Origin of the sequence: Bradyrhizobium sp. CCBAU 51753 (assembly GCF_015291565.1) — a bacterium.
GTDB classification, from domain to species: domain Bacteria; phylum Pseudomonadota; class Alphaproteobacteria; order Rhizobiales; family Xanthobacteraceae; genus Bradyrhizobium; species Bradyrhizobium ivorense.
In genome coordinates this window covers 1,142,170-1,165,670 of the sequence record NZ_CP030037.1, presented here as the reverse complement: position 1 = coordinate 1,165,670, position 23,501 = coordinate 1,142,170, and the positions used below count along the sequence as shown (strand labels likewise).

General features: G+C 58.0%; 16 protein-coding genes and 1 tRNA gene. 10 read left to right on the top strand and 7 right to left on the bottom strand.

All coding sequences use genetic code 11. The features are described from left to right. Positions 1-143: 143 nt before the first annotated feature. The 4 genes from XH93_RS05265 to XH93_RS05250 all read right to left on the bottom strand — a co-directional run bounded on the left by XH93_RS05265 (position 144) and on the right by XH93_RS05250 (position 3,388). On the bottom strand, positions 144-1,577 hold the full coding sequence (locus tag XH93_RS05265) for a DUF1254 domain-containing protein (RefSeq protein WP_194472702.1): 1,434 nt from the start codon (positions 1,575-1,577) through the stop codon (positions 144-146). 94 nt (positions 1,578-1,671) lie between these two features. Then, the gene (locus tag XH93_RS05260; protein WP_194472701.1) at positions 1,672-2,028 is read right to left on the bottom strand and encodes an HdeA/HdeB family chaperone; all 357 of its coding nucleotides are present in this window, start codon (positions 2,026-2,028) and stop codon (positions 1,672-1,674) included. Positions 2,029-2,084: 56 nt separating this feature from the next. After that, positions 2,085-2,759, bottom strand: coding sequence for a hypothetical protein (locus tag XH93_RS05255; RefSeq protein ID WP_371815097.1), 675 nt, complete (start codon positions 2,757-2,759; stop codon positions 2,085-2,087). Positions 2,760-2,944: 185 nt separating this feature from the next. Continuing rightward, positions 2,945-3,388 carry a helix-turn-helix domain-containing protein gene (locus tag XH93_RS05250; protein WP_246799487.1) on the bottom strand — a complete coding sequence of 148 codons (444 nt, stop codon included), beginning with the start codon at positions 3,386-3,388 and terminating at the stop codon, positions 2,945-2,947. A 168-nt stretch (positions 3,389-3,556) separates the two neighbouring features. Here XH93_RS05250 and XH93_RS05245 point away from each other — a divergent pair, with 168 nt between their 5' ends. Both XH93_RS05245 and XH93_RS05240 read left to right on the top strand, forming a co-directional pair. After that, positions 3,557-4,591, top strand: coding sequence for an AraC family transcriptional regulator (locus XH93_RS05245; RefSeq protein WP_194472700.1), 1,035 nt, complete (start codon positions 3,557-3,559; stop codon positions 4,589-4,591). Beyond that, on the top strand, positions 4,591-5,529 hold the full coding sequence (locus XH93_RS05240; RefSeq protein ID WP_371815096.1) for a hypothetical protein: 939 nt from the start codon (positions 4,591-4,593) through the stop codon (positions 5,527-5,529). Before XH93_RS05245 ends, XH93_RS05240 begins: the two co-directional genes overlap by 1 nt. 201 nt (positions 5,530-5,730) lie before the next feature. Here XH93_RS05240 and XH93_RS05235 read toward each other — a convergent pair. Next, positions 5,731-5,797, bottom strand: a tRNA-OTHER gene (locus tag XH93_RS05235). A 117-nt stretch (positions 5,798-5,914) separates the two neighbouring features. Between XH93_RS05235 and XH93_RS05230 the strand changes: the two genes are divergently transcribed. From XH93_RS05230 to XH93_RS05210, 5 genes are all read left to right on the top strand, one after another. Continuing rightward, positions 5,915-7,177 (top strand): tyrosine-type recombinase/integrase, encoded by a 1,263-nt coding sequence (locus XH93_RS05230; RefSeq protein WP_194472699.1) that lies wholly within the window; start codon positions 5,915-5,917, stop codon positions 7,175-7,177. Between the two features lie 955 nt (positions 7,178-8,132). Continuing rightward, the gene (locus tag XH93_RS05225; RefSeq protein WP_194472698.1) at positions 8,133-10,820 is read left to right on the top strand and encodes a DUF5906 domain-containing protein; all 2,688 of its coding nucleotides are present in this window, start codon (positions 8,133-8,135) and stop codon (positions 10,818-10,820) included. Positions 10,821-11,289: 469 nt separating this feature from the next. Continuing rightward, entirely contained in the window at positions 11,290-11,829 is a 540-nt protein-coding gene (locus XH93_RS05220; RefSeq protein WP_194472697.1) for a hypothetical protein, read from the top strand. A gap of 16 nt (positions 11,830-11,845) precedes the next feature. Continuing rightward, a complete protein-coding gene (locus tag XH93_RS05215) occupies positions 11,846-12,151 on the top strand; it encodes a hypothetical protein (protein ID WP_194472696.1) in 306 nt (101 codons plus the stop codon). A gap of 166 nt (positions 12,152-12,317) precedes the next feature. After that, complete coding sequence (locus tag XH93_RS05210; protein WP_194472695.1) at positions 12,318-12,824, top strand: universal stress protein; 507 nt, start codon at positions 12,318-12,320, stop codon at positions 12,822-12,824. 639 nt (positions 12,825-13,463) lie between these two features. On the opposite strand, the gene XH93_RS05205 is transcribed toward XH93_RS05210, so the two are convergent. Together XH93_RS05205 and XH93_RS05200 are read right to left on the bottom strand one after the other, a co-directional pair. Then, positions 13,464-17,108 carry a hypothetical protein gene (locus XH93_RS05205; RefSeq protein WP_194472694.1) on the bottom strand — a complete coding sequence of 1,215 codons (3,645 nt, stop codon included), beginning with the start codon at positions 17,106-17,108 and terminating at the stop codon, positions 13,464-13,466. Between the two features lie 862 nt (positions 17,109-17,970). Beyond that, positions 17,971-18,768 carry an enoyl-CoA hydratase/isomerase family protein gene (locus XH93_RS05200; RefSeq protein ID WP_194472693.1) on the bottom strand — a complete coding sequence of 266 codons (798 nt, stop codon included), beginning with the start codon at positions 18,766-18,768 and terminating at the stop codon, positions 17,971-17,973. A 1,328-nt stretch (positions 18,769-20,096) separates the two neighbouring features. On the opposite strand from XH93_RS05200, the gene XH93_RS05195 reads away from it, so the two are divergent. The 3 genes from XH93_RS05195 to XH93_RS05185 are packed head-to-tail and all read left to right on the top strand — an operon-like array spanning position 20,097 to position 23,469. Beyond that, the gene (locus tag XH93_RS05195) at positions 20,097-21,692 is read left to right on the top strand and encodes a recombinase family protein (protein ID WP_246799486.1); all 1,596 of its coding nucleotides are present in this window, start codon (positions 20,097-20,099) and stop codon (positions 21,690-21,692) included. Beyond that, on the top strand, positions 21,670-22,548 hold the full coding sequence (locus XH93_RS05190) for a plasmid partitioning protein RepB C-terminal domain-containing protein (RefSeq protein WP_194472692.1): 879 nt from the start codon (positions 21,670-21,672) through the stop codon (positions 22,546-22,548). The genes XH93_RS05195 and XH93_RS05190 overlap by 23 nt, the downstream gene beginning before the upstream one ends. Positions 22,549-22,572: 24 nt before the next feature. Continuing rightward, on the top strand, positions 22,573-23,469 hold the full coding sequence (locus XH93_RS05185) for a plasmid partitioning protein RepB C-terminal domain-containing protein (RefSeq protein ID WP_194472691.1): 897 nt from the start codon (positions 22,573-22,575) through the stop codon (positions 23,467-23,469). Positions 23,470-23,501 lie beyond the last annotated feature (32 nt).

The following is a 23,501-nucleotide window of genomic DNA, read 5'->3' as shown; positions in this document are numbered from 1 at the left end:
TTCCGCGAAGATCAACGGTGCCCATCTCACGCCCCCTGCATTTCCAAACGTATCGGCGCAAAGTCTGTTCTGCCGCTCCTTCTGCGGCGCAAGCTCACTTTGACTGATGCCGGCCCTTTGTAGGCCGGCATCAGTTCAATCTCTCAGGCCCCGATCTTCCTGGCGGCGGGGATCGTCCATGTGCCGTTGATGATCGACGGGTCGGTTTCCTGCGGCCAGTACATGCGCAGCATCAGTATGAAATCTCCCTCAGGCGCTGGTAGCCAGTTCGCTTCCTTGTCTTTGCCCGGGGAGTCCTTCTGAATGTAGAGATCCGTCGAGCCGTCCGCGTTCTCCTTCAGATCTTCGCGAGCGCTGATCGAGTAGCGGTTGAGCGGATTCTTCACGAAGAAGTAGCTGCTATCGTACATCGTGAGCGACCAAAATCCCTCGGCCGGCGGCAGATGGCCTTTGGGGAATCTCATGACATACTTGTTTGCACCGTTGTACTTGTTCCCCTCCACATCCTTTTGGGACGTCGGATAGACTGCATCCTGTGGACGGTTGGCGCCAAGTCCGATGGCCGTCACGAGGGCACGCATCAGATAGTCGGTGCCGTAGATGCCGGTTTTGGTCGTGAATGCAAAGCCGTTCTCGTCCTTAACCGCTTTGTTGATCTTGAACTGAAGCATGATCCTGTCGAACGACACCTCCGGTACGCGCTTCAGGAAGTCCGCCTTGAGCTTGCTCTCATCAAAATCCTGTCCGGGGACGATGCCGATCCGGGCAAATTTGGCGAGTTGAGGCGCGTCTGCTTCGGATGGCGGATTGGTCTTCATCAACTCGCACAGCAGCTTGAAATACGACACCGCGTCCATCCGATTGACCTGCTCGCGGACCGCGGTCTTCATGTCGATCGACGGATCGACTTTTCCCGCGGGTGGCGTGTACGGCTTGCCGTAAGCACTGAGCGGAACGAGCTTGCACTCATCCTGCAGCTTGTGGACGGCCGCATAATCCTCCGGCGTGCCGGTGCAATAGATGCGGCCAAGCAGCCACACGATATTGGTGGGTGACTTGTACTCCTTCACGCCAGCCGGCAGCGTGCCTTTCCACCCGGGTCCGGTGATCGCGTAAGTCTGCGCCCCGGTGCCCGTGGTGCGCTTCCCTGGGACCTGAAACACCGTCGTCCAGCCGTCCAGCATCGGCATCAGGAAATAACGCCCTTTCATGTCCGGGATGCTGAGGACCCACGGCTCTTTCCCGACATCAAAAAAGGAAGTCGTGTACAGAGTATCCGCGTTCGGCGCGGTGACATCCCTGAACGAAGCGTCCGGATATTGGCGCAGTTTGATGATTTGGCCCATCGGCCCCCGTGTTCCGACGGGCTCGGCAACGTTAGTAATGACCCGGCGAGTCATCTCCATCGTCACCAACGGATAGCCGAAGATGTAAGCGTCGCTCGCGAGCCAGAAGTCCTCCAAGCCCTGACCGATCCCCAGGAAAGAGCCGTCCTGAGCGAAGGCCGATTGCCCCATTGCCGCTCCCGTGAGCAGGCTCATTCCGCCGAGCGTAAGATCGCGACGAGTGATCTTCATTTTTCTCTCCTTTGCATATTTGTTGATCTTTAAAATGGAGGATGAGAGGGCTGCACCGAGATTCAACGCCTCCCGTAGAGCGTTCCGCCGGCGGCTATGGCTGCATCCTGATTCCAAGTTTTGCTCTCATGTCGTTGAAGACGACTGCGATCGCCTCAATGATGAGCTGGTCAGGATGGGCCTTGCAGTGCTGAATCACCTCGTGCTCGGCCTGCCGGGACTTCTTGATGTCCAGGTAGTGCTTGCGCGCGAGGCCGTTGTACCAACCGCTGTACCAGGCAGTGAGCAGATCGGCGTCTCCCTGCCACGTTCCGGCCAGTTGCGCGCACGTCAATTTCTGAACATCCAGATAGCCTTCGGCATCCGCGTAAGCGCTCAGGTCAGTCTGCGCATGCGCGGATTGGATGATCGTAAGGACTAGTGACGCTGCCATGACGGCTGTTCGCCGCATGCTTCTCTCCTGTAAATTTGTATGTTCGGCTCAGGCGGTAGACTGGTCCGTGCTGTTCAATAGCAAGGCGGATAGGGATAGTATCCGCATCGGGGCGCGTAATATGGATAGACAGCCGCAGCTCCAAGAGCAGCAGCTCCTGCGACGGCAGCGCCACGATAGTAGGCACCGCGCCAGGCCGTGCGGCGGGCGACGCCCGCAAAGGAGAGCGGAGTGAACGGCCGGCCAATGATGTCGATAAAGACCGACGCCGGCCCATCAGCTCCCGCAAGATCTCCCTCGAGTACGTCGACATCGAAGGTAAGCTTGTCTCCTTCAAGCTTGGGCGACTTTAATACGACGACGGCGTCGCTGACCGACGAGCCGTCTTTCCTGAACCCGGAAACCGTGGCGTTTGGAGGATCCTTGGCGAAGTTGTCGCTGCCGTTGCCCCAATCCTCGACAATTCGCGCCGTGAGGTCATGACCGGCCGCGCGAACCGGCCGATCGGCAAACACGATTGCATTCGGCGAAATTCCGGTCAGCACAAGCTTGCCGTCATTCAGGTTCGCACCGCGCGAATTGAGCACGAAGAGTGAGGGCACGACTTCGGGTTTTGCCTGGCCTATGGACTTCTCGAGCGGAACATGCGGCTTATGCTCGGGTGCCGCTTGAGCAAAAAGTCCTTGCGGGCATACGAGCAATCCGCCGGCGCAAAATGCGAACAGAGCTGTACGAAGCTTCACGGTTATTCTCTCCTTTGAAAAAGGACTGTTTTTTCTCTCGTCCGGCTCCCATGGCTCGCCAGGATCGTCCCACGCATCTTCAGCGCCTTGTCGGAAGGTGACCCAGGGAGCTGGGCAATCGTCAAGTCGCGCTAAGCATTTCGCGCCAATTCACGTCGCGCGTCTTGCCATTTCGCGCCAATCGTCGGTGATCAGCCTGAGCCGTCAATTGCGCCCGCGCCTCCGCGAGGACGCGCCAGCTCCTGATTGCGAGCAAGGTGCTGCTGTCTGTAAACAACGGGTTCGATTTTCATCAAACGCGCGAAAGCCCGGCTGAAGCTGCTTGCATTGGCGTAGCCGAGCGATTTAGCGATGTCGGAGAGGCGCCTGCTTGAGCGCGCGAGCAAACGGCAAGCAATACTCAAGCGAACCTCGGCAAGGATTTCGCTGTGGCTTGTGCCCATGCGACCGAGATGGCGCTGCAGCGTGCGCGAGCTGATCTGGAGGGCGCGAGCGGCACCATCGAGGGTTGCGTCACCGTGTCGCAGCGTAGCGACAATGACCGCGCGGACCGCATGGGCTGAAGGTGGCCGGACAGCTCTCATCGGCTCGGACGAGGCGTGAAGCCTGCGCTCCTGCAAAATGAAAAACGACATCTCAGACTAAACGAGTTTCGAGGATCGTCTGGCCATCAGCCGCCAAAAGATCCGTCACATGGAGCTCGCCGGACGTTCTCGCGGCGCAGCCATTCGACAAAGATGAGGCTGGAAGCGTTGCCGCCTGCTAGGCTGCAATCTCGGTGGTCTATGTCCGGGCAGGCAGAAATGACCGTTATTCCTTTGACCCGTTGTCAATTTGTCATACCATTTGCTGAAATTCATTCAGAAATCGGCGGACCCACAGCGGCACTTCTCGCCAAATTCCGGCTGCCTGCGTCTTTGGAGGAAAAAGCCGATCACTATGTGCCGCTTCTGCCGGCCGTTCGCTTTGCGACGGCCGCCCAGGAAAAGCAGGGTTTGTCGGAGATCGCTTTTCGCGCGGCCCAGAGGCTTTCATTCGATCATCTGAGCGACGCCATGCGGATTCGAATCCGCCATTCGCCAACCCTGCTGGTCGCCCTTCAGCAGATGTGCAGGTGGGCGCCGGTCGAAGATACAAATCTGCGCCTATGGCTGGAGAGGTGCGACGGAAACGTGAAAATCTGCAGCAGGCTCCTTGGGACGGAAGGCATCCCCCATCTTGAGATGTCACAATGGCTTCAGAACATTTTTGTCATGCACATTGTGCGTCAGTTCGCCGGCGCGAACTGGACTCCGAGAGTCATTGCATTTGAAGCGAGCTATGCACCGAGCATCGAGGTTCAATCGCGCTGGCCGAGTACGCGGTTCATGTCAGGTCAGAAGGCCTCATGGATCGAGGTGCCGATCCAGTTCTTGAGCTATCCCAATCGCGCAGACATCGCCCGGTCGAATTTGCCGGCCACGGAGCGACCGCCTTTCGGCGGCGATGTCGTCAGCATTCTCAAACTTACGCTGCCAGCGTATCTTGACGAAGGCGGCCCCGCGCTCGCTCAGGTGGCCGAGATGGTTGGGCTGAGCATTCGTAGCCTGCAGAGAAAGCTTTCGCTGGCTGGGCTGACGTACTCCAGCTTGCTCGAGCAGGTTCGCTTCAACAATGCGACAAGGCTTCTAAGGGAGACCGAGAATAAGATCATCGACGTGGCGTTCTCATCGGGCTACGCAGATCCTGCCCACTTCACTCGCGCGTTCCGGCGGATCGCCGGTATAACCCCACGAGAATTTCGGGAAAGGTCGAGTGGCGCACAAGTTGGGATCGATTCGAGCAGCCTCCCGGCTTGATGATGATCGTTCCTCAGGTTTGCACCTTGGATGCTCCTCCACATAGGGAATGTTCGTCTTTCAGGCTGATCCTGAAAGCCGGACTGCGAACGATACTGGTTTTCGCAGCCGGGACAGCCTATGGCGCAAATGATGATGGCGGCGCTGTCAACGCGTCCACACCTGCGGTCTATCTTGACCTAAGGACAATCTACGCGCAGGTGCCGGCGGGATCGCTCGCATTCGGCTTTGGACATCCAACGCTGTTCAATGCCTTGCATGCCCTCGCAATGCCGAACCGTGCGGCGTTTCCGACCGGCCTGCCAGCAGCGAAATCTCTCAACGTGGATTTTCCATTGACGGTCGATGTCACCGACAGCGTCTCGCTGTACGCCGGCGTCTCCGGCAGTTCGACGGAGTTCGGAAACACCGGGTGGTCGTCCGTTCAAGTCACAAGCTGGAACATCGGCTTCCAGGCGGACCTTTATCAGCAGAACGGCGGGACCTTTCCCACCGTGACGCTGCAATCGACCATCACACAGTCGATCCCCAATGGTCCGCTGGGCACAACCTCCTTCAACAACATTCTCGAATTCGACTACGCTCTTGATCCTGACGAGACCAAAGGCTTCCTCGCCGGTTTCCAGGACACGCGCACCGACGTCGGGAATGCGCTGGTGAGGATCAACCCGAACACGATTGCGTATGTCGGCGGCTACTATCAATGGTCGAACAACTGGAAATTCACTGGCCGCTTGGGCGTGCAGTCGTTCGAAGGCGCGCAGCTTCTGACCCTCCCGCCCATTCAGCCCTTCACCCAACCTATCGTGCGGCTCGATCTCGATCGGATGGACGATAACGACAATCGGCTGTTTGGCGTCACAGCCGAAATCATGTGGGTGCCGAAGCCCGCCTATCAACTGACGATCAGAACGCCTCTATACGCTGTCCGCAACTAGCCGGTCCTTCCGGCGCGCGAGCCGAGGCAAGCATCAGGAAACGTGCGAGGGTGTCAATATCGCGAGAACCGCAAGAAATGGCGAAACCGGTTGGCATCGTCCTCGAGGCTCAAGAGCCGATGCTGGTTGCGGGGAGGCGCAACTCCTCTGCGCCGATCCTCTAGCGAGGCAATCGTACGAGATCGTGCTCTAGCGTCGAAATGGTGCCCAGGGGCGGAATCGAACCACCGACACTGCGATTTTCAGTCTCACTCCCCCCGTTGTCTCTCGATGTCGTGACATTGCTACACTTGAAAGCGCTGCGATTTTTCTTCAACTCATTTGCTAGAGTTTTCATTCATTCGCTTTCCCGGTTGCAATGGGGTTGCAAAATCGAGTTGCCCATATGAGTACCGCGTTGTCGTTAACCAGGTCGCCGTCACCATCCAAACGCACTCCGACCACGCGCCTGAAGCTGACGGAGCAGCGCATCGCGAACCTCGTAAAGCCACGGGTAAGCGTGGCCTACGTTTACGACACCGTCACGCCCTCACTCGCCATCCGTGTTGCGTCGACTGGTGGGCGCTCGTTCGTTGTCGTCAAAAAGATCAACGGCACAACCCAGCGGATTACGCTGGGTCGCTACCCCGGTCTTAGACTTGATGACGCGCGTCAAGCCGCGCGAACGATCGCCGGAGAAATCGCCAAAGGTGACAATCCGGTGGCTTTGCGGAAGGCCGCGCGCGCGCGAAAGACCAGACTGTCCGATCTGTGGCCCGCTTATCTCTCTCATTTGAAACAGCGCAATCGCACTTGGCGCCGAGACAAACAGCGCTGGGAGACCGAGGTGAGCCCGGCACTTGGCAAGAAGGCCCTGGCAGAGCTTTCCCGCAGCGATTGCCAAGGGCTGATTGATCGAATTGGAGCCGACCGCCCGATTGCTGCCAATCGCGTTGCCGCATTTTTGTCGGCCCTTCTAAACTTTGCCGTTCGATCAGACCGGCTGGCCGTCAATCCGGCGAGAGGTCTGATCCGGTTCCAGGAGACATCGCGGTCCCGCGTTCTGAAATCCGATGAACTCGAAAACCTCATGAAGGCGATCGAGGTGGAGCGAGAGCCCTGGGTCAGCGTCTTCCTAATGTTGATGTTCACCGGAGCCCGCCGCGGGAGCGTCCTCAGCATGCGCTGGGAGGATATCGATCTTGGAGCCGCCATCTGGACGATACCGGCAGAGGTCGCGAAGAACAAGACGGCCACCCCGATTCCGCTCACGGAGCCGGCCGTCAAGCTGCTTCAGCAGCAGTTGGAGCGCGCGGCGAACGAGCTATGGGTGTTCCCGAGTGCTATCGGGGCTGGCCATCTGGTGGGCCTGCCAAAGGCGTGGGCGCGAGTGCTGCGTCGGGCTGAAATAAAAAATCTTCGTATTCATGACATCCGACGCTCGGTTGGCACCGCTATGGCCAGAACCGGCGCGAGCCCACATGTTATCGCGACCGGACTTGGACATCGGAGCATCGCCTCTGCACGAGCCTACGTGCGCTTGGCGGGCGAAGACGCACGTCAGGCGCTCAGTGATGCAGTTACTTCGCTCACCACAGCGAGCCCGCGTGATGTTCAGGCACGAAAGGAAGACACGGAAACGACGTCACGTCGCTCCCGGCACCAGTGACGCACGGAAAAACAGCGCAGTGATACGCAACGACCCCTTCCCGAAATCCCGTTAACGAAAGCGCAAGCGAGGATTTGCGAAGGCGTACCGCAAACATCCCAGAACGCCATGGCTTGGCGGACGATCGGAAGTTATCCAAGAGCTTGTCAACGAGATTTCGTTGGCATGGCAGCCGATGAACGTAAGCAAACGCGGAGTGGCCGCGGGCGTCCTGTTGCCGACCCGAAAAACTCCGAGCAGTCCTCCTCCCCCGGGGTTCTGAAGGCCAGCGGATCGGAGACGACCGGCCCAAGGAGATGACGGCGAGACCGGCATCGATGCAGAGCCTGAAGGCGGTAGCCAAAATCGCTCTTCGTCAGGCACGAAAGGAAGACACGGAAACGACGTCACGTCGCTCCCGGCACCAGTGACGCACGGAAAAACAGCGCAGTGATACGCAACGACCCCTTCCCGAAATCCCGTTAACGAAAGCGCAAGCCCTTTTATCTTGCTCTAAGCATCGTGGAGGTAATTTCCATGATGACAGACACGAACTCTTCCAACCCCTCTTCTAAGTGCGCGAGCGCAAAAAAAGAACGCCCGAGGCTGGCTCCGCGCTCCCTTAAGGAGATCTATGGCCTTCCCTCGAAGGCTCTACTCACGCCAGCAGAAACGTCGCTCGTCACTCGCCTGACCGAGCCGGCCCTCTCTGTGAGGCGCTCGAAAGGCCAATGGCCGCCGTTCGTGAAATTTGGACGCCTGGTTCGATACGGCCTTGGCGACTTGCTGACGCCCCCAAACGAGGCGAACGAGCAATGACCGGGCGAACCGTATCCGGGAGGCGTATGGCGAAATCCAGGGCGAATTACCACACGGTAATCGCCAGCCCCGACGCGTGCATAGAATTCGGCACGCCTGCCTCGGTTAACGCCTCAGGAGTTACCGCTACGGTAAAACCGCCAGCGAGGAGCGCCACGTGAGTGACGCTCGGAATTTCCTGGAAAGCGTGTTGGTCTGGCCGGCGGACACCAATAGTCCGACCGACTGGATCAATGTGCACGTCAACGCCAAGAACAACGAGCCCGCGAAGAACGGCGGCAAGCCATGGGTGGTTGGCTGGCCCTTCAAGACTGTCGACGAGGTGCTCAACTGCATCAGCTGGGTGAAGAGCACTGCCGACTTTTTCAATGTCTGGGTCTGCATGTCGCAGCAGCGCGACGTCACCCCGCGCCCGGGCAAGGCGCCAAAGGCGCTACGCAAGGCCATGAACGCGACGGCGCTGAAGGCGATCTGGATCGACTGCGATGTCAAATCCGGGGACCCGAAGCACTACGACACCGTGTCGGACGCTCTCGACGCGCTCGACGCGTTTCGTGGCAAGGTAGGACTGCCGTTTCCATCCATGACCGTGAACTCGGGCGGCGGTCTGCACGTATATTGGGTATCGGACGCGCCCCTGTCGCCTGACGAGTGGCGGCCCTACGCAGAGGGCCTCAAGGCGCTCCTGCTCCGGGAGTGCGTGAAGTGCGACACGGGGCTCACCACCGATATCGCACGCATTCTTCGCGTGCCGGATACGTTCAATCATAAATACAATCCGCCGCGGAAGGTTGAGCTACTTCACTCTGGGGCTGCTTACAACTTCACCAGGGACCTAGCGTTACTAACGAAGGCCGTTGCCGTTACCGCCACGGTAACAGCGGCCCCACCGGCAAAGCGCGGCATATTCGTCCCTGCCACCGAGGAGGGTGGAGGCGCTACATTCGACGCGCCCGACGCCGCGTTCGGCATGCTCGACGCCACGGACACGGCACTACAGGCCGGCTGCGAGCGGCTCGTAGACCCCCGCCCAATCTTCGCCAAGGACGGTTGCCCATGGCTGCGAGAGGCACTGCGCACCGGTGGCAGGGACTACGGCCAACCACAATGGAATTTATCGGTCCTCTGCACGGTCTTCATGGAGAACGGTAATACCATCGCGCACGAGATTTCCAAAGGGCATGCAACCTATACTCAGGCTGACACACAGGGGCAGTACGAACGCAAAGTAGCGGACCGTCGTGATCGAGGGGTTGGATATCCGTCGTGCGCCGCGATTGCAGATGCGGGCAGCGAGCACTGCAAAGCGTGTCCTCACCAAAGCAGGATCAAGTCGCCCCTACACCTTGTTGACTTCCCGCACCAGACCACCGCCCCTAACGAAGCCGATGATCCAGCGCTTACCCCGTGCTGGGTCGATCCGCTCGAGTTTTCCCTTGTTCCTGAAGAAGAGGCGATCAAGCGCATCAACGCTGCTGGCTTCTTTGTTCTTACCTCCAACGGAGACATCTACCGTGAAGAGACAGATGGAAACGTTGTCGCGCTGAAGCGTGAGGGCTTCACCAATCTCTTTGCATGTCGCAATGCGGCTGTCGGAGTGAAGGCTGTTCCCGCAGGCCAGGTTTGGAAGACATCGTCATCGCGACGCGAATACAGCCAGATCGGATACTGGCCCGGCAGTCACCATGTTCCGCACAAAGCGTACAACCTTTGGCGCGGATGGGGCGTTCAGCCTCTCGCCGATGATTGGTCTGTGATCAACAATCACATCTGCACTGTTGTCGCGGGCGGCGACCAGAAGAAAGCTGATTTTATACTCGATTGGTGTGCTCACATGGTGCAGCGACCTTGGGAAAAACCAGGCGTTGCGCTGGTGCTCAGGGGTAAAAAGGGCACCGGCAAAACAATCCTAACACAGCTTATCATCAACTGCATTGGCTCCAGAAATGCTCTGGTAACCGCGAACGGGAAGCAACTGTTTGGCCAGTTTAACTGGCACCTTGCAGATAAGCTGTTGATCGTAGCGGAGGAAGCCTTCTTCGCCGGCAATCATGAGCTAAATGACCGACTGAAGCACCTTCTGACGGGAGAAGACATCGAACTCGAACAGAAGTTTGGACAGCGTATCAGTATGAAGTCGATGCACCGCCTAATTATGGCGTCGAACCACGACAAGGTTGTCGACGCCACCGACGACGAAAGACGGTTTGTCGTGTGCGACGTACCGGATGAAAAGCGCGGCGATGACGCCTACTTCGCGCCACTAGTCGAGATCATCAAAGGCCGGGACGAGGCGACGCTCGCCGCTTTCATGCACCACATTCTCACGCGCGACATCACACACTTCAAGCCTGAGCGAGACGCCCGGGCCGCGGGTAGACGTGACCTTGCACGGCAGAAGCTGCTTGGACTGGAGCCACCCCTCCAATGGTTGCTCGAAGTCGCGCTCGCCGACCAGAGTAGCTCGGCATGCCACAACCTGCTGTACGACGTCGGCCCTTCAGACGCGGCCGATACCTGGCTCGACCAAACAATCTCGGCGTGGATTAAGGATACCACGACATCATCGGTGCTCGATTGGCCTAAGGCGCAAGCGCTTGCAGGCTATCGCCTGTGGGTAAAAACATCGCACGTACGTGAAGCCGGCGAGTTCACCGGCGCAGAGGCTTTCTGGAGCAGCATCAAGCGTCTCTTAAACCCAGCAACGTTCCCTGGACGAAAACTCTTCCGCGCATCGGGCGGCAAACGATTTGTTTGCCTACCTCCGCGGGACGAACTGATCGAAGGCTTCAACAAGCTACTGGGAGCCAACGTCGTCGGCACGGACGAGGACGATGGCAGCTGACGTCCCGTGGTGAGCAACCGCCAACGTATGGTCGGTACGTCTAACGTCTCGTTTTTTCTGTCAAAGTGCAACTCGTGCAAGATGAGCAGGGCTAGGGCGCGACTACGTTGCACGGCAGGGGGATGGAATAGTGGATCTTCTCCACCCTCGTTTTCAGAACAGAGTTGCTTTCAACCTGCTCTTCCTGCTCTACCTGCTCTTGGTCTTGATTCTCAGTGACTTATTCGGTGCAGGTTTCGTCGAGTTTAGGAGGCCGCGTGCTCCCATAGGGATGGACAAGCGCACCGCTGTCTCGATTTGCCGTCAAATGCGTTAACGCCATCAGCTAATTATCCCGTAACGGCGTAGGACACACGCTTGCTCAATTGCCTCCGATAGCGGTCCGGCTCTCACCAACGACAACGAAATCGAAACGCCTCCCCTTTTTAACCTTCAGCTGCAACGGGAAGCGAAATGGGGGCCTCCGGTCATGGAACGCAAAATCTCAAACCCGAAGGCATACGCCGCCACGATCACATGGCCGCGCGTGCTCAACGATCGATTAGCCAGGAAGGTAACCCGGATCGCCGACGCCATCGTCGATCTGGTTGAGCGCACCGGCGGACCGGTTCTTCTGCACGAGCTGGACCAAAAAGTGCCCGGGTTCAAGGCCAGCGGGCGATGGAGCTACAACTACTTCATCACGAATAACGGCAAGGAGATAGTCTACTGGCAAGGTATGACTGAAGCGGGCCTTGAAGCACTGCGATCCGTGCTGAGCAGCCGCCGAGTGGCCGTCCAGTATGTCAGCAGACTGCTTTACCTACTGGACAGCGTGGAGGTCGACGCCGGCGCGTGGGAGCCTATCGCTCTTCTTCCGGTGCGCGCCGCCAATATCGACACCAGGAAATGGGCAGTGCGGGCATCACAGGCTTCACGGGCGAAGGCTTTGAGCATGGCTCCGAGCGATTTTCGTCCGCTTACACCCCAGGCCGTTCGCTCTACCGCTGACGACTTCTGCACCTGGTGAGCTATGGAGTGAAAGCGTGTCATTCATCGAACGCATGAAGGCCGCCGCCGCCGATGCAGCGCAACCCGTAGATCCGTGGCGTCTGCGACTGGAGCGCGTGCGCGGGAAGGTCGGCTTCGACGGGCTAGAACGCATCAGCACCCAGACGCTGCTCGACCTCCTGGAGGTCCCTCAGCGCGAACGTGCCGCCGGCGCATACCGGCACCTTGCAAAGCTGATGAGCGAACTTGGCTGGACGGCGGTGCGCGTGCGCGACTTCACGCGGGGCGGTTACAAGGAGCAGGTTCGAGGCTACGTGCGGGGCGGTCGCGCCGTTTCATAAGTTGGCCAAGCACGGCGGCCAAGGTGTAACCCTACGGGGGGCCCCCCTCCACGCGCTTCTTGCCCGGGATTGTCGCCACGCAGCCCGGTCAATATTGTGATCCGTCCTAGTCGATTAATGTTAGTCTTCACCGGCTGATCTTCGCGGCAATCGATGGGAGCGCCTCATGTATAGGAAGGTTCTTCTCGCTTATGACGGTTCAATCGAAGGACGGCGGGCATTGCGAGAGGGAGCCAAGCTCGCGCAGCTCTGCCGAGCCGAGGTTTTCTTGCTAGCTGTTGTAGAGCTACCTTCCATCGTGACCCCTGATGCTGGGCTTACCATTCCGATCGACGAACAAACGGCAAATTACAGAGCCATCCTTGCGGAGGGCGTGGAGCGTCTCAAAGCGTTGGGTTTTTCACCTACCGCAAGATTGGAAACGGGAGATCCCGGGCATACGATTGCAGATGTCGCTGAGGAAATAGGAGCGCAACTCGTCGTCGTTGGTCATCGCCCGCAAGGGCACCTGGCCCGATGGTGGTTCGGGTCCGTCGGCAGTTACCTGGTCAAGCGTCTCCGCTGCAGCGTCCTGGTCGGTCAAACGGACATCAGCGACGATGAATTTGAGCTGCTGAAGCAGCCGGGTGATAAGCCTACCTCAGAGACCGCGTCGACACTGCCGAGCGAGTAAGCTGTTCCACACTGCGCCGAAACCAAAGCCATCAAGCGAGATCGCGGAATGAATTGGAGCAACGTGCAAAGGTAGAACGCCTTCCTGGCGCGATACTAGTACTTGTCGCGCTTTTGGCCGTTTGTGGGCCTCTGAGCTAGGTATGCTCCAACCAATAGCGGACATGGAGGGACTGCTGATCTTGACTGACTGCAGGATCAGGGATCAGGCACTCGAAGGAGGGATTTATGTCTTGTCATTGCCCGTCCCGTTCGCAGATCGCGGGCTGTCCAGATATCACCCCAGCGCCGATGATAGCTTCGTGAGTTTGCCGGTCTCTGCCAACCGATCGATGGGCCGGATCATCGGATCGAAGAAACAACGCGGGGCTGGCAGGCGACGTGAATCGAGCGCAAGATTCTCGATGCTATCAAAGAAGAGAGGGAGGCATCGCGCTCAAACTTGAGCCGATTGACGCTCAGCGGCACTTCTGGATCGTCCTTAACGAAAAAGGCGGTGTAGACGAGACTCATTCTCGGGCTAACAGATCGCCTCCCAGACGCCGCGCGACGTGAGATCAGCACGCTGTCGCCAACCTGGAGAGACAGATCAATGCATATCGACCGAACTCGGTGCCCTCGAAACTCGTCCGAACGGCAGCTAGTGAAGGGTTTTTCGCCGCACTGCGAAGGTTGTGTCCGCAACGATTGCTTGCACTTCCTCGGCCTCTATCCTCTCGGCTGACAAGATCGGTAGATCCGACCGTCGGCCGATTTGAATGAGCGCGTTGGCAACGATTACCAGAGCCGAGATTGATTTTCGTGACGAAAGCCATTCGGTGAGCAGGTTGAATACGGCTTCATGAGAAATACCAGTCTCAAGGAAGCCGGCCAGCCACAGATCGATCCAACGATGCCCCTCACTAGCCATGCGATCGAGCGCGGCGAACGTATTCGCCCGATGGAGGTATTCGGCATCTCTTCCATCAGTGACCAGCCCATCGAGGTATTGCCTACGAAGATCGAACCATCCACGTTCGTTGCACACTTCCCAAAGATGTAGAATCGGTAGCTTTTCCAGAAAGTGGAGGTAAGGCACGATGGCCTCGAACTGTTCCCTTCGGGTGATGCCTGTGCGACCGGTCACCTTGATGCCCAAATGGTGATCGATGTGCTCAAGCATCTTTGCGGGCTCGGGAGCGCCAGCTATCGCCTCCTTTGCGAGACGACACAACGCCGGCGAAGCAAAATAGAGGGCGGCTTGCACGTAATACGGAGAAAGGCGCAAGTGGTCCCAATGCCTGCGAAGGATCGGTTCGGCAATTTCGATAGGCCGTTCCATCAACAACTCGGAGAGGATCCAATCACGATCTAAAAGCCGGCCCCAGTCCCGTGGTTCCCCGGCAGACCGACTTACGAATTCCTTTTCCAAGGCTGAGGTCATGTCCTCGGACCAGACATGGCGGCCCAGAAACCACCAATGCTCCTTTGGCCGGGCTTGAATATTATTAAGGAGCATTGGGATTGCGTTCTGATCGCCTCGTACAATTCGCTGCCGCAGGGCCGCATCCCATAACGGGTCTGAAGGCTCAACCTGGCGTAGGATATCAAGATCGCCTGTTGCTTCCGTCGCCGCCCAAATCGTAAACGCCGCCGACCGTAGGTGCCGGTCAGCGAGTTGGCTTTGCCAAAGGTTTAATAACCCGTGGCGTGACTCGCTCGACATGCCGCGATTGTTTCCCTGGCGTCGGTCCCATTCACGGGTTACCGAAAGGGCGAGCGTACTAAGACCTTTCGTGCCTTCTAGCCTGCGATCGATGGCCGCGAGTTCTTGAGCAATGAACACTTGGACCTCCGGATGGTCGATTCCATGGAGCATAAATGTGATGGGCCAACGTAGGTGCTCCGAGGCCGCGCGCTCGATGAAGTAGCCAAGGGCACCGAGAGGAGGATGGATATTAAACCCCCATCGTACGTAAACGGCAAGTTGATCGCGGGCCTTAGCGTGCTCTTCCTTATCTGATTTGTCCGGAAGCGCAGCCCACGCGTCGCACACCGGCGCGAGGAACCGTTCGGGATCATCCTCACAGCATTGCGCCGCAGCCCAGAGATACTCATCGAGGTTAGTTTGGCGGTCCGGATCTAAAGCCCAGCTTGCCTCAATGGGCACGGCCAACCGGTTATCGGCGAGATGCCCTGCGAGACGCAGCGAGCCTACTCGCTGTTTGGGATTGAGGGCGATCTGCCGAAGCATCTCATCCAGCGCCTCAACGAGACTGTTCCCGAAGCGGGCCTTGGCATGCTCAATCTGCTGGTCGCGCCATGAATCCATCGTACTTGGCCCAACCGAATAACAAAGTGCCACGCCCGCCGAGATGTCGCCATTGCGAAATCGCGCGCGTAACGCGGACCAGATGTGCCGTTCGTCGAAGCGCTGTACCAACGCGCAAATTTCCGGAGCTTCAATTTCAGAAAGAGCCGCCAAGGCATGCCAACGCAGGTACTGGTTAGCCATCGTACGGGTCGTTGCCGCGTCGAGCCACCGGTTGATCGCCGTGAGCACTGCCGCTCGACGCGGACTGATTTGCGTGCCGAGCAGGCGGAAAGTGTGAAACAACGCGAGTGGGTTTAACTCGGCGGTTTTTTCGATCCATCGGAGTTCAATCGATTCGTGAACCAACGCCCCACCGATGATCTCGGCAAAATATGGGTCAGATAGTACCCCTTCGTCTAGATCAGCCTGTTTAACAACATCGACCATCGCCGCGGTCAGCAGTTGGTCGCGCACGCGGTCATGGCGAAAGTCAAGCTGTTGATCTGCTGCGGGCCCAACGAGCCGCAGGATTTGTCCGTCATGAACCAGGTGACGCAGCATTGCCAATGACTCTGAACCTCTCCCGATCCATTCCGCCACGCTGCTCCATGATGGATCGATCTGACGCCGAACGAGCATCTCACATGCGAGGGCATGGATTGCACTGCAATAGTCAGTTAAGGTGTAATCCGAGCGCATGATCGCAACACGCGAAACAGCGGAATCGATGAAGTCATTGATGACTTGTTGCGCATCGGGCTTGTCATGCTCATCGTTGAGCGCGATTAGAAGGGGATCATGGCCAAGCGCCGTGGAAATGGCGTCGGCATCTATCGCACTAATGGACACTCCCCTCATTGCGGCTCGGCGCTGAACCGCGTCTCGCCCTTCGTGGCTGCTGAAATTAGAGCCAGCTATGGTCAGCGCATCAACTCGTTTGCGCGTTTGGTCATCGAGCGTAGCCAGTACGCGGGGCCACACCGGGCATAGAAGCCGCCAATTAGATGTGGAGGCACTCTGTTTTTCGTGAACCTGGCTCCAGCGAGCCAGCTTCTCCACGAGGAGAGGCGCCTGACCCGAGCGGTTGATGTCCTCCACGAGAAACAGCAACGGAGCCTGAGGTGTGCTGAATTCGTGCACTTGAACACCACAGCCCGATGACAGCGGCGGATAAAGGCGACGCAACGCGCCTTCGATCGCCTGATCAAGGTTTGGTGCACTGGCGACCATCTCGTGCGGGAGGACAAGGCCAAAGCCGCCGGATTCTATATGTGCTGCTAACCGCTTGTGACATGCTACCGACTTTCCAAGCCCAGACTCCGCGACGACGAAGCAAACGTCGCGCTGTGTTGATGTTCTGATCGCGTAGTCGAGGCCGCGCTCAATCCAGGCGGCCGACGAATCGGGCGGGCGATGAAGCTCGATGCTGGCGAGGGAGAGTTCTCGCAGGAGCTCGCGTGATAGCCGCTCCTGCTCGACCTCAAGGAATTTCCTTCGAAGCCATTGGCCCTGTGGATGATGGTCAAGAAAATGAGCAAGCCGTGAGCGCGACCAAAGGTCGATAGCGATTCCGTAGGCCAACGCAGCGGCGTTGACATCCCGCACGACATTTTCATGGGGCTCTTCGTTGGTCGTAAGGGCGAGCGTTGCTCGGAGCGAAGGGACGCGCTGGCGTTCGGCTGAAACGATGGCGGCCGTCTTCACGATGTCCCCGACCGCTTTAGTCGTGTTCAGCAACCACTTCCGATGCAAATCGTCGCGCGAACCGGTTGTATGGTGTGCGCAGACCATGTGGGAAGGATTTGCATCAGTCACGAAGGTGATGCCGTCCAGAGGGCCCTTTATGGTTTTACCGTCGGCGTTCACGCCGGGGTGCGCCAACGAGGCATACAGGGGGTTGGCTTCGCGCAAAATCGCAGTCGCCAGCCGCTCAAAAAATCCCTGATCCGTGATGCGAGACAGGATTCTCGCAGTTTCTCCGGAATCTGCCATCACCTACCGTTTGGCTGGTAGTCACAATCAACAACCAACACGGGGCGCCGAGATAGCCGGCGCAATCCGCCCTGCCTGCCGAACATGGGAAGAGCAGATTAGCTTGTGAGCGGTGAAGAAGCAAAGTGAGCCGCCTGCTCGGAATATCCTGATAGCGTGGTGCCCTCCGGTTTAGCTTCGATCACGCCGCAGAGCTTACTACCCACGAACAAGCCATAATCGACGGGCCCGGAAACCGTCTGGAACTCGCGCACCGCCCAACCCGGCGCCAAGGTTCATCTCGGCCTTGGACTGGTTCAGCCATCCGCAAGCAACAAGCCGACTATCAATCAGCGCGACCGGGCTTTGTCCTCGGGATGAAAGCGAAATCGTTCATACTGCAATTTATGCGGGACTCACAGCCGCGACGCAAATCTGCCACTCGTCTCATGAGCAATCGTAGCGCCGACTTACTTCTCGCGCGCCATTGAGGAGTTAGTAGACTAGCAGCCCCAAAGTCTACCTTCGGTGTGCGCAGTGACGCCGCTTGAGAACTCGATGTTCTTCCGGTGGCGACTCGGTGACGACTCTCAGAAGAAAAGGCTCCTATCGGAGCGGCCTTTCAAATTACTGCTGTTAAATCAGCATCTTGTCTTGGTTGCGGGGATAGGGTTTGTATCGGGGGCTTGTTTGACCCATCTCCGTTTCGAGGTACGGAGTGGCGGGGCCGAGCGGTGGAGGGAGAGAATCTAGAAAAAAATTTGCTCTTCTGCTGCGGCTGAGGTGCTCTCGCTAGGGGATAGCAACGCTCTCCGTGTACCCTGGATCACGAAAATTGGCCCCTGATTCCGGCTCCGCGCCTGGGAGGAAGTAGATGACCTCTTCAGAGCTTCTGGATTTCGGCGGGGGGGCGGCCGGTCTGCAAGCCTTTACGGGCCGAGGCGGTCCTCATCACGGCGCCGAAGCTCTTGCGCTCGTCTGCCAAGCCTTCAGCGAGGGGACGGTCGAGGGCCGCCCGGGTGAGGCGCTTGGCGGCTGCTAGCCCCTCAGCCCCCCGGCTCGATAGTTCGGCGGCGATCGCCAGGGCCCGCCCGAGGGGGTCGGCGGCGACCTCATGGACCAGCCCGATTTCGTGGGCCCGCGCTCCCGTCACGGTCAAGCCTCGTAAGATCATCTCGAGCGCCCTGGCTTCCCCAACGACCCTGGGCAAGCGCTGCGTACCGCCGCCGCCAGGAAAGATGCCAATACGCGTCTCGGGAAGGCCGATAGCAGTGACGGCATCTCCGGCAATACGCAGGTCGCATGCCAGCGAAAGCTCAAAACCTCCCCCCATGCACAAACCATTAATCGCCGCGACAACCGGCTTCTCGAGCGCTGCAATCAAGTCCGTGAGTGCGTGGAAACCTGGCGGTCGGGCACTACCGGATGGCGACGACGCGCGCGGCAGCCCGCGTTCAATCGCGTCTGCGGCATCCGAGAGTTCCTGAACCTCGTAGTGACGGATGAAGATGCCGGGCAATCCACCTGTGATAACAATCACCCGCACCGACGGCGCCTTGCCTGCAGCCAAGACGGTATCAAACATCTCTGCCGCGCCCGCAGCCGTCATGGTCCCGAACGGAGCATTAGTATAAGTGATGATGCGAACCGCTCCGCGATCTTCAGTTGAGACAAGGGGCATCGAAAATCCTCCGTGGCCGCACGCCGGTCCATCGCACGCAACCGGCAGGTTGGATCAGACTGGTCCCGGCTCGAACGCTGATCAATACCCTGCGCCTAGAAAAAGCGTTAGGGGCGAAAAGCTTAGAAGTGTCGTTTCGATTTCCAACAATGACAGAACAGTCGACATCAAAAAACGCCGGTAAGCGCCTGAGCGGCGTCGCTTTAGTATTGCTACGCCGAAGTCTCGAAAATCGAGATACGCCAGGTCAACGGACGCAACTCACATGACCCTTCCCCGAATAGGCGCGGCTTCGAACCGAAGCCGCCTACGATACGGCTCGCCGGACCCATGCTCACTTCTTGGCTCTTCTTCCACCTCACATCTCGCCGGTCGCCTTATGAGGCCACGACCAACGGACGGCCTGAACGATGCACAAGTGGCACTAACGAACAGATTTTTGGCCCAAAGCAACAGGACAGGCAGGGAAGAAAATGCCTACCTGATTTCATGAAACGCTTCGCCTTACTAGGAGCCATAGTCGCGCTCGCGCTTGTCGTGTGGGGTTGGCGTGTCGTGCCTCACTCTCCGCTAGCTGGGCTAAGGTCCGAAGCAGATACCGCATGTCGCTGCCATGGATGTGGCTGCAAAGGCGGCGCGGGTTGGCGCGGTCCATTTGGTCAGTGCGTATCACATGCCAGTCTGACGAAAATCTGCGGCTCGCCGCCAGGCACGCGTTGCACATATGAGGGTGCGCAGCCCGTGTGTCGCCGGTCGGGAAGTTGACATTCCGGGGCGTCAATGAAGTGAGCGGTCTCGTGGAAACCGCTTGCCGAAGATCCTAGGCCCTCGAGAACAACCTACCATGGTCAGTAATTGGACCTAGTACTTGCGGCTGAATAAGCAGACACCTAGTGTTTGGTATCAGCTGGCTCGATCAAGTCAGACAACAGTGCCGCGGTTTCGCTAAGACTATCTCGGACTCGCGCGAGCTTTCGGTCGGATACAATTGGCCGGCGTCCTGACGCCTTCAGAACACATTCGAACACTCCATCGGAGTGTCTCATGAGCCTTAATAGATGCTCTCCGCTGGGACCATTCACCCCGGCCAACCAGTTTTTAGCGGTTCTCTCGCTAGCACCAGTCCACCGAATGAGCAGCTTGAGCGCTTGATGAGTGTCGCCCAACTCGGTGCGAAGAACCGCTGCAATTAGCAATGCGTAGTCAGCCTCGAAAGCATCATCGGCTGGAAGAGATCTACCCGCTTTAGGAAGCATTTTTCCACTCGGGACGCTTATAGTCTGCTTCTGGGCACCTCATCATCGCTTCTTGACGTTAGTGGGGCAGTCATGACCACACTCGATCTTCCAATCTCACCTAAATCTACAACAAGCGTCGATGGACGTCCGATAGCGGCGGAATACGTGCGGATGTCGACTGACCATCAGCAGTATTCGACCGCCAATCAATCACAGGCAATCCGCGAATATGCTGGGCGTCACGGCTTCAAGGTCGAGAAAACATATCTTGATAGCGGCAAGTCCGGCTTGACGCTAGATGATCGAGATTCACTCAAAGAACTGATCGAGGACGTTCAAAGTGGTAGCGCTATCTATTCTACTATCCTCGTCTATGACGTCAGCCGATGGGGCCGATTTCAAGATGCAGATGAGAGCGCATATTATGAATACATCTGCAAGCGAGCAGGGATATCGGTTCGATATTGCGCTGAGCAGTTCGAAAACGACGGAAGTCCGGTGTCCACCATCGTCAAAGGCGTCAAGCGAGCTATGGCCGGGGAATACAGCCGCGAACTGTCGGTGAAAGTATTTGCTGGCCAACGCAGGTTGATCGAATTGGGCTACCGCCAGGGCGGACCAGCCGGCTATGGCTTGAGGCGGCAACTAATCGATCAAAGCGGCGCCGCCAAAGCTGAATTGGTCAGAGGCGAGCATAAGAGCATTCAAACGGACCGCATTGTCCTAATTCCTGGTCCAGGCGAGGAAATCGAAACCATCCGGTTTATCTACGATTGCTTCGTTCATCGCTCCAAGAGCGAATGCGACATTGCAACTCTTCTCAATGAGAAAGGCACCCTTACCGACCTCGATCGTCCCTGGACCCGCGCTACCGTGCACCAAATCCTCATCAATGAAAAATATGTAGGGAACAACGTTTGGAATCGTTGTTCCTGTAAGCTGAAGGGACCCCGTGTCCATAATCCGCCAGAGCGCTGGGTCCGGCACGACAAGGCATTCGAGGCGATCGTCGACGATGAGACCTTTCGAGCTGCACAGGAGATCATTATAGCGCGCTCAAAGAGCTATTCGGATGAAGAGCTCCTCGATCTACTTCGTGGGCTGCTTGATAAGCACGGTTATCTTTCTGGCATCATCATCGACGAACTGGAACTCGGCCCCTCCAGCAGTGCTTACCGGGCCCGGTTCGGTAGCCTGATCCGAGCCTATGAATTAATCGGCTTCACTCCCGATCGAGATTATCGCTATATCGAGATCAACCGGGCGCTCCGGAAGATGTATCCAGAGCTGATCGCCAGAGCTATTCGCGGCATCGAGGAGATCGGAGGCACGGTCCAGCAAGACACCGCGACCGATCTCCTGTCGGTGAATGAAGAGTTCACCGCTTCGCTATGCTTGGTCCGCTCCCAAGACACATCGGCTGGCAACCATCGCTGGCACGTCCGCTTCGACATGGGTCTCCGGCCGGACGTCACCGTCGCAATACGGATGAATCACACCAATAGCGGCATTCTCGACTACTACTTGCTCCCGCGCTTTGACATGGAAGCAACACGACTGCGGCTTGCCGAACATAACGGCATCGGCCTCGACGCCTATCGATTCGATCAGCTCGAAGCCCTGTTTGAACTCGCCGCTCGCTCACAACTGATGGAGGTCCACCATGGGATCGGCGCAGATTGTTGAGATCATACCGGTAAGTGCGATCGACGTAGTCAACCCTCGCGCCCGGAATCGGCGCATATTCAGGGAAATCGTCACCAGCGTCGCCGAACTCGGATTAAAGCGGCCGATCACAGTTCGGAGGAAGAAATCGGACGGCGAACCGCGCTACAACCTCGTCTGCGGCCAGGGACGATTAGAGGCCTACCAGACGTTGGGCCAGCGCGAAATTCCAGCCGTTGTGGTCGACGCGAGTAGTGAAGACAGCGCAATCATGAGCCTGGTCGAGAACTGCGCCCGGAGACAGCACCGTACCATCGACCTGTTGCACGATATCGAGGGTCTCAGAACCCGCGGATATGATTACGACGAAATCGCGCGCAAAACTGGACTTACGATCGAATACGTCAAGGGCGTCACGAGCCTCTTGGAAAAGGGCGAACATCGGCTCTTGCGCGCGGTGGAGGCCGGACAGATCCCCGTCACTGTCGCCGTCCTGATCTCGCAGGCCGAGGACGCCGAAGTTCAGTCGGTCTTGCAGCAGGCATACGAAGAGAAGCTACTGCGCGGGCAACGGCTCATGGCCGCCAAGAAGCTGATCGAGCAAAGACGCCGACGAGGAAAGGGGTACAAAAGCGGTTCTCGTCGGGTTGATGGTGCTCCGATTAGTTCGAATGCGCTGCTTCGCGCTTATCGCGCGGATGTCGATCGTAAGCGGGTGCTGATCCGAAAATCCAATGGTACAAAAGCTCGGCTCCTTTTCATCTTAGAGGCGTTACGCAAACTGCTGGCGGAGCCTGAGTTTGTCGCCGTGCTCGAAGCCGAAAAGCTCGACACTCTGCCAAAGAACCTGGCGCTTCGCCTGCAGGGCGAAGCCTAGCGATGAGCGTCGAGGGGACGGATCATGCCACGCCGCGTCCACATCGCAGTGCGCATGGGGTTTGAAGAGCGGACGATCCTGCTGCGGCTCTCCGATATCCAGCCACTCAAATATATCTCCGACGAGATCAAGCGCTCGGCGAAGTATAAGCAGATCCTGGCCTCGATTGCCGAGATCGGGCTCGTCGAGCCACCAGTGGTAGCGCGGAGCCGCGAAGAGATTGGCAAGTTCTTGCTGCTCGATGGACATTTACGGCTTGAAGCACTGCGAGATCAGGCCGCCACCGAGGTTGCCTGCCTTGTCTCGACCGATGATGAAGCCTTCACGTACAACAAGCGTGTCAACCGGATCGCGATCATTCAAGAACATAAAATGATCCTGAAGGCGGTCGAGAACGGGGTGCCGGAGGAGCGGATCGCAAAGTCGCTCAATGTGGATGTGGCGAGTATCCGCCGTCGACGAAGGTTGCTCGATGGGATCTGCAGCGAGGCCGCTGAACTCTTGAAAGAGAAGCATATTGCGCTCAATACCTTTTGCGAGCTGCGCAAATTGGGCGCCATCCGCCAGATCGAGGCGGCCGAGTTGATGGTGGCAATGAACAACTTCTCAAATTCTTACGTCCGCTCGCTGGTGGCAGCGACGCCGAAGACGCAACTCGCACCTAGCTACAAGCCACGTCAACCCAGGGGCTTATCGGATGAGCAACTGGCCCTCATGGAGCGAGAATCAGCCTCGCTCGCCCGCGAATTCAAGGTGGCCGAACAGACGTATGGCGCGGATCACCTGGATCTGGTGCTGGCGAACGGCTTCATCTCAAAGCTTCTGCGCAATGCCAAGGTCGTCGGGTATTTGGCAAAGCACTATCAGGAGCTGCTGTTTGAATTCCAGAAGATCAGCGAGAGCGACGCCGCCGCGGCTTGAGGCGCTCGATCCGTCCGGCAGCGCTCAACTAC

What these genes read in the sequence shown, in the direction of transcription:
- XH93_RS05230 (WP_194472699.1), top strand. Translation starts at nt 5,915, where the DNA reads ATGAGTACCGCGTTGTCGTTAACCAGGTCGCCGTCACCATCCAAACGC.
- XH93_RS05265 (WP_194472702.1), bottom strand. Translation starts at nt 1,577, where the DNA reads ATGAAGATCACTCGTCGCGATCTTACGCTCGGCGGAATGAGCCTGCTC.
- XH93_RS05260 (WP_194472701.1), bottom strand. Translation starts at nt 2,028, where the DNA reads ATGCGGCGAACAGCCGTCATGGCAGCGTCACTAGTCCTTACGATCATC.
- XH93_RS05240 (WP_371815096.1), top strand. Translation starts at nt 4,591, where the DNA reads ATGATGATCGTTCCTCAGGTTTGCACCTTGGATGCTCCTCCACATAGG.
- XH93_RS05210 (WP_194472695.1), top strand. Translation starts at nt 12,318, where the DNA reads ATGTATAGGAAGGTTCTTCTCGCTTATGACGGTTCAATCGAAGGACGG.
- XH93_RS05200 (WP_194472693.1), bottom strand. Translation starts at nt 18,768, where the DNA reads ATGCCCCTTGTCTCAACTGAAGATCGCGGAGCGGTTCGCATCATCACT.
- XH93_RS05185 (WP_194472691.1), top strand. Translation starts at nt 22,573, where the DNA reads ATGCCACGCCGCGTCCACATCGCAGTGCGCATGGGGTTTGAAGAGCGG.
- XH93_RS05220 (WP_194472697.1), top strand. Translation starts at nt 11,290, where the DNA reads ATGGAACGCAAAATCTCAAACCCGAAGGCATACGCCGCCACGATCACA.
- XH93_RS05250 (WP_246799487.1), bottom strand. Translation starts at nt 3,388, where the DNA reads ATGTCGTTTTTCATTTTGCAGGAGCGCAGGCTTCACGCCTCGTCCGAG.
- XH93_RS05205 (WP_194472694.1), bottom strand. Translation starts at nt 17,108, where the DNA reads ATGGCAGATTCCGGAGAAACTGCGAGAATCCTGTCTCGCATCACGGAT.
- XH93_RS05195 (WP_246799486.1), top strand. Translation starts at nt 20,097, where the DNA reads ATGACCACACTCGATCTTCCAATCTCACCTAAATCTACAACAAGCGTC.
- XH93_RS05245 (WP_194472700.1), top strand. Translation starts at nt 3,557, where the DNA reads ATGACCGTTATTCCTTTGACCCGTTGTCAATTTGTCATACCATTTGCT.
- XH93_RS05190 (WP_194472692.1), top strand. Translation starts at nt 21,670, where the DNA reads ATGGGATCGGCGCAGATTGTTGAGATCATACCGGTAAGTGCGATCGAC.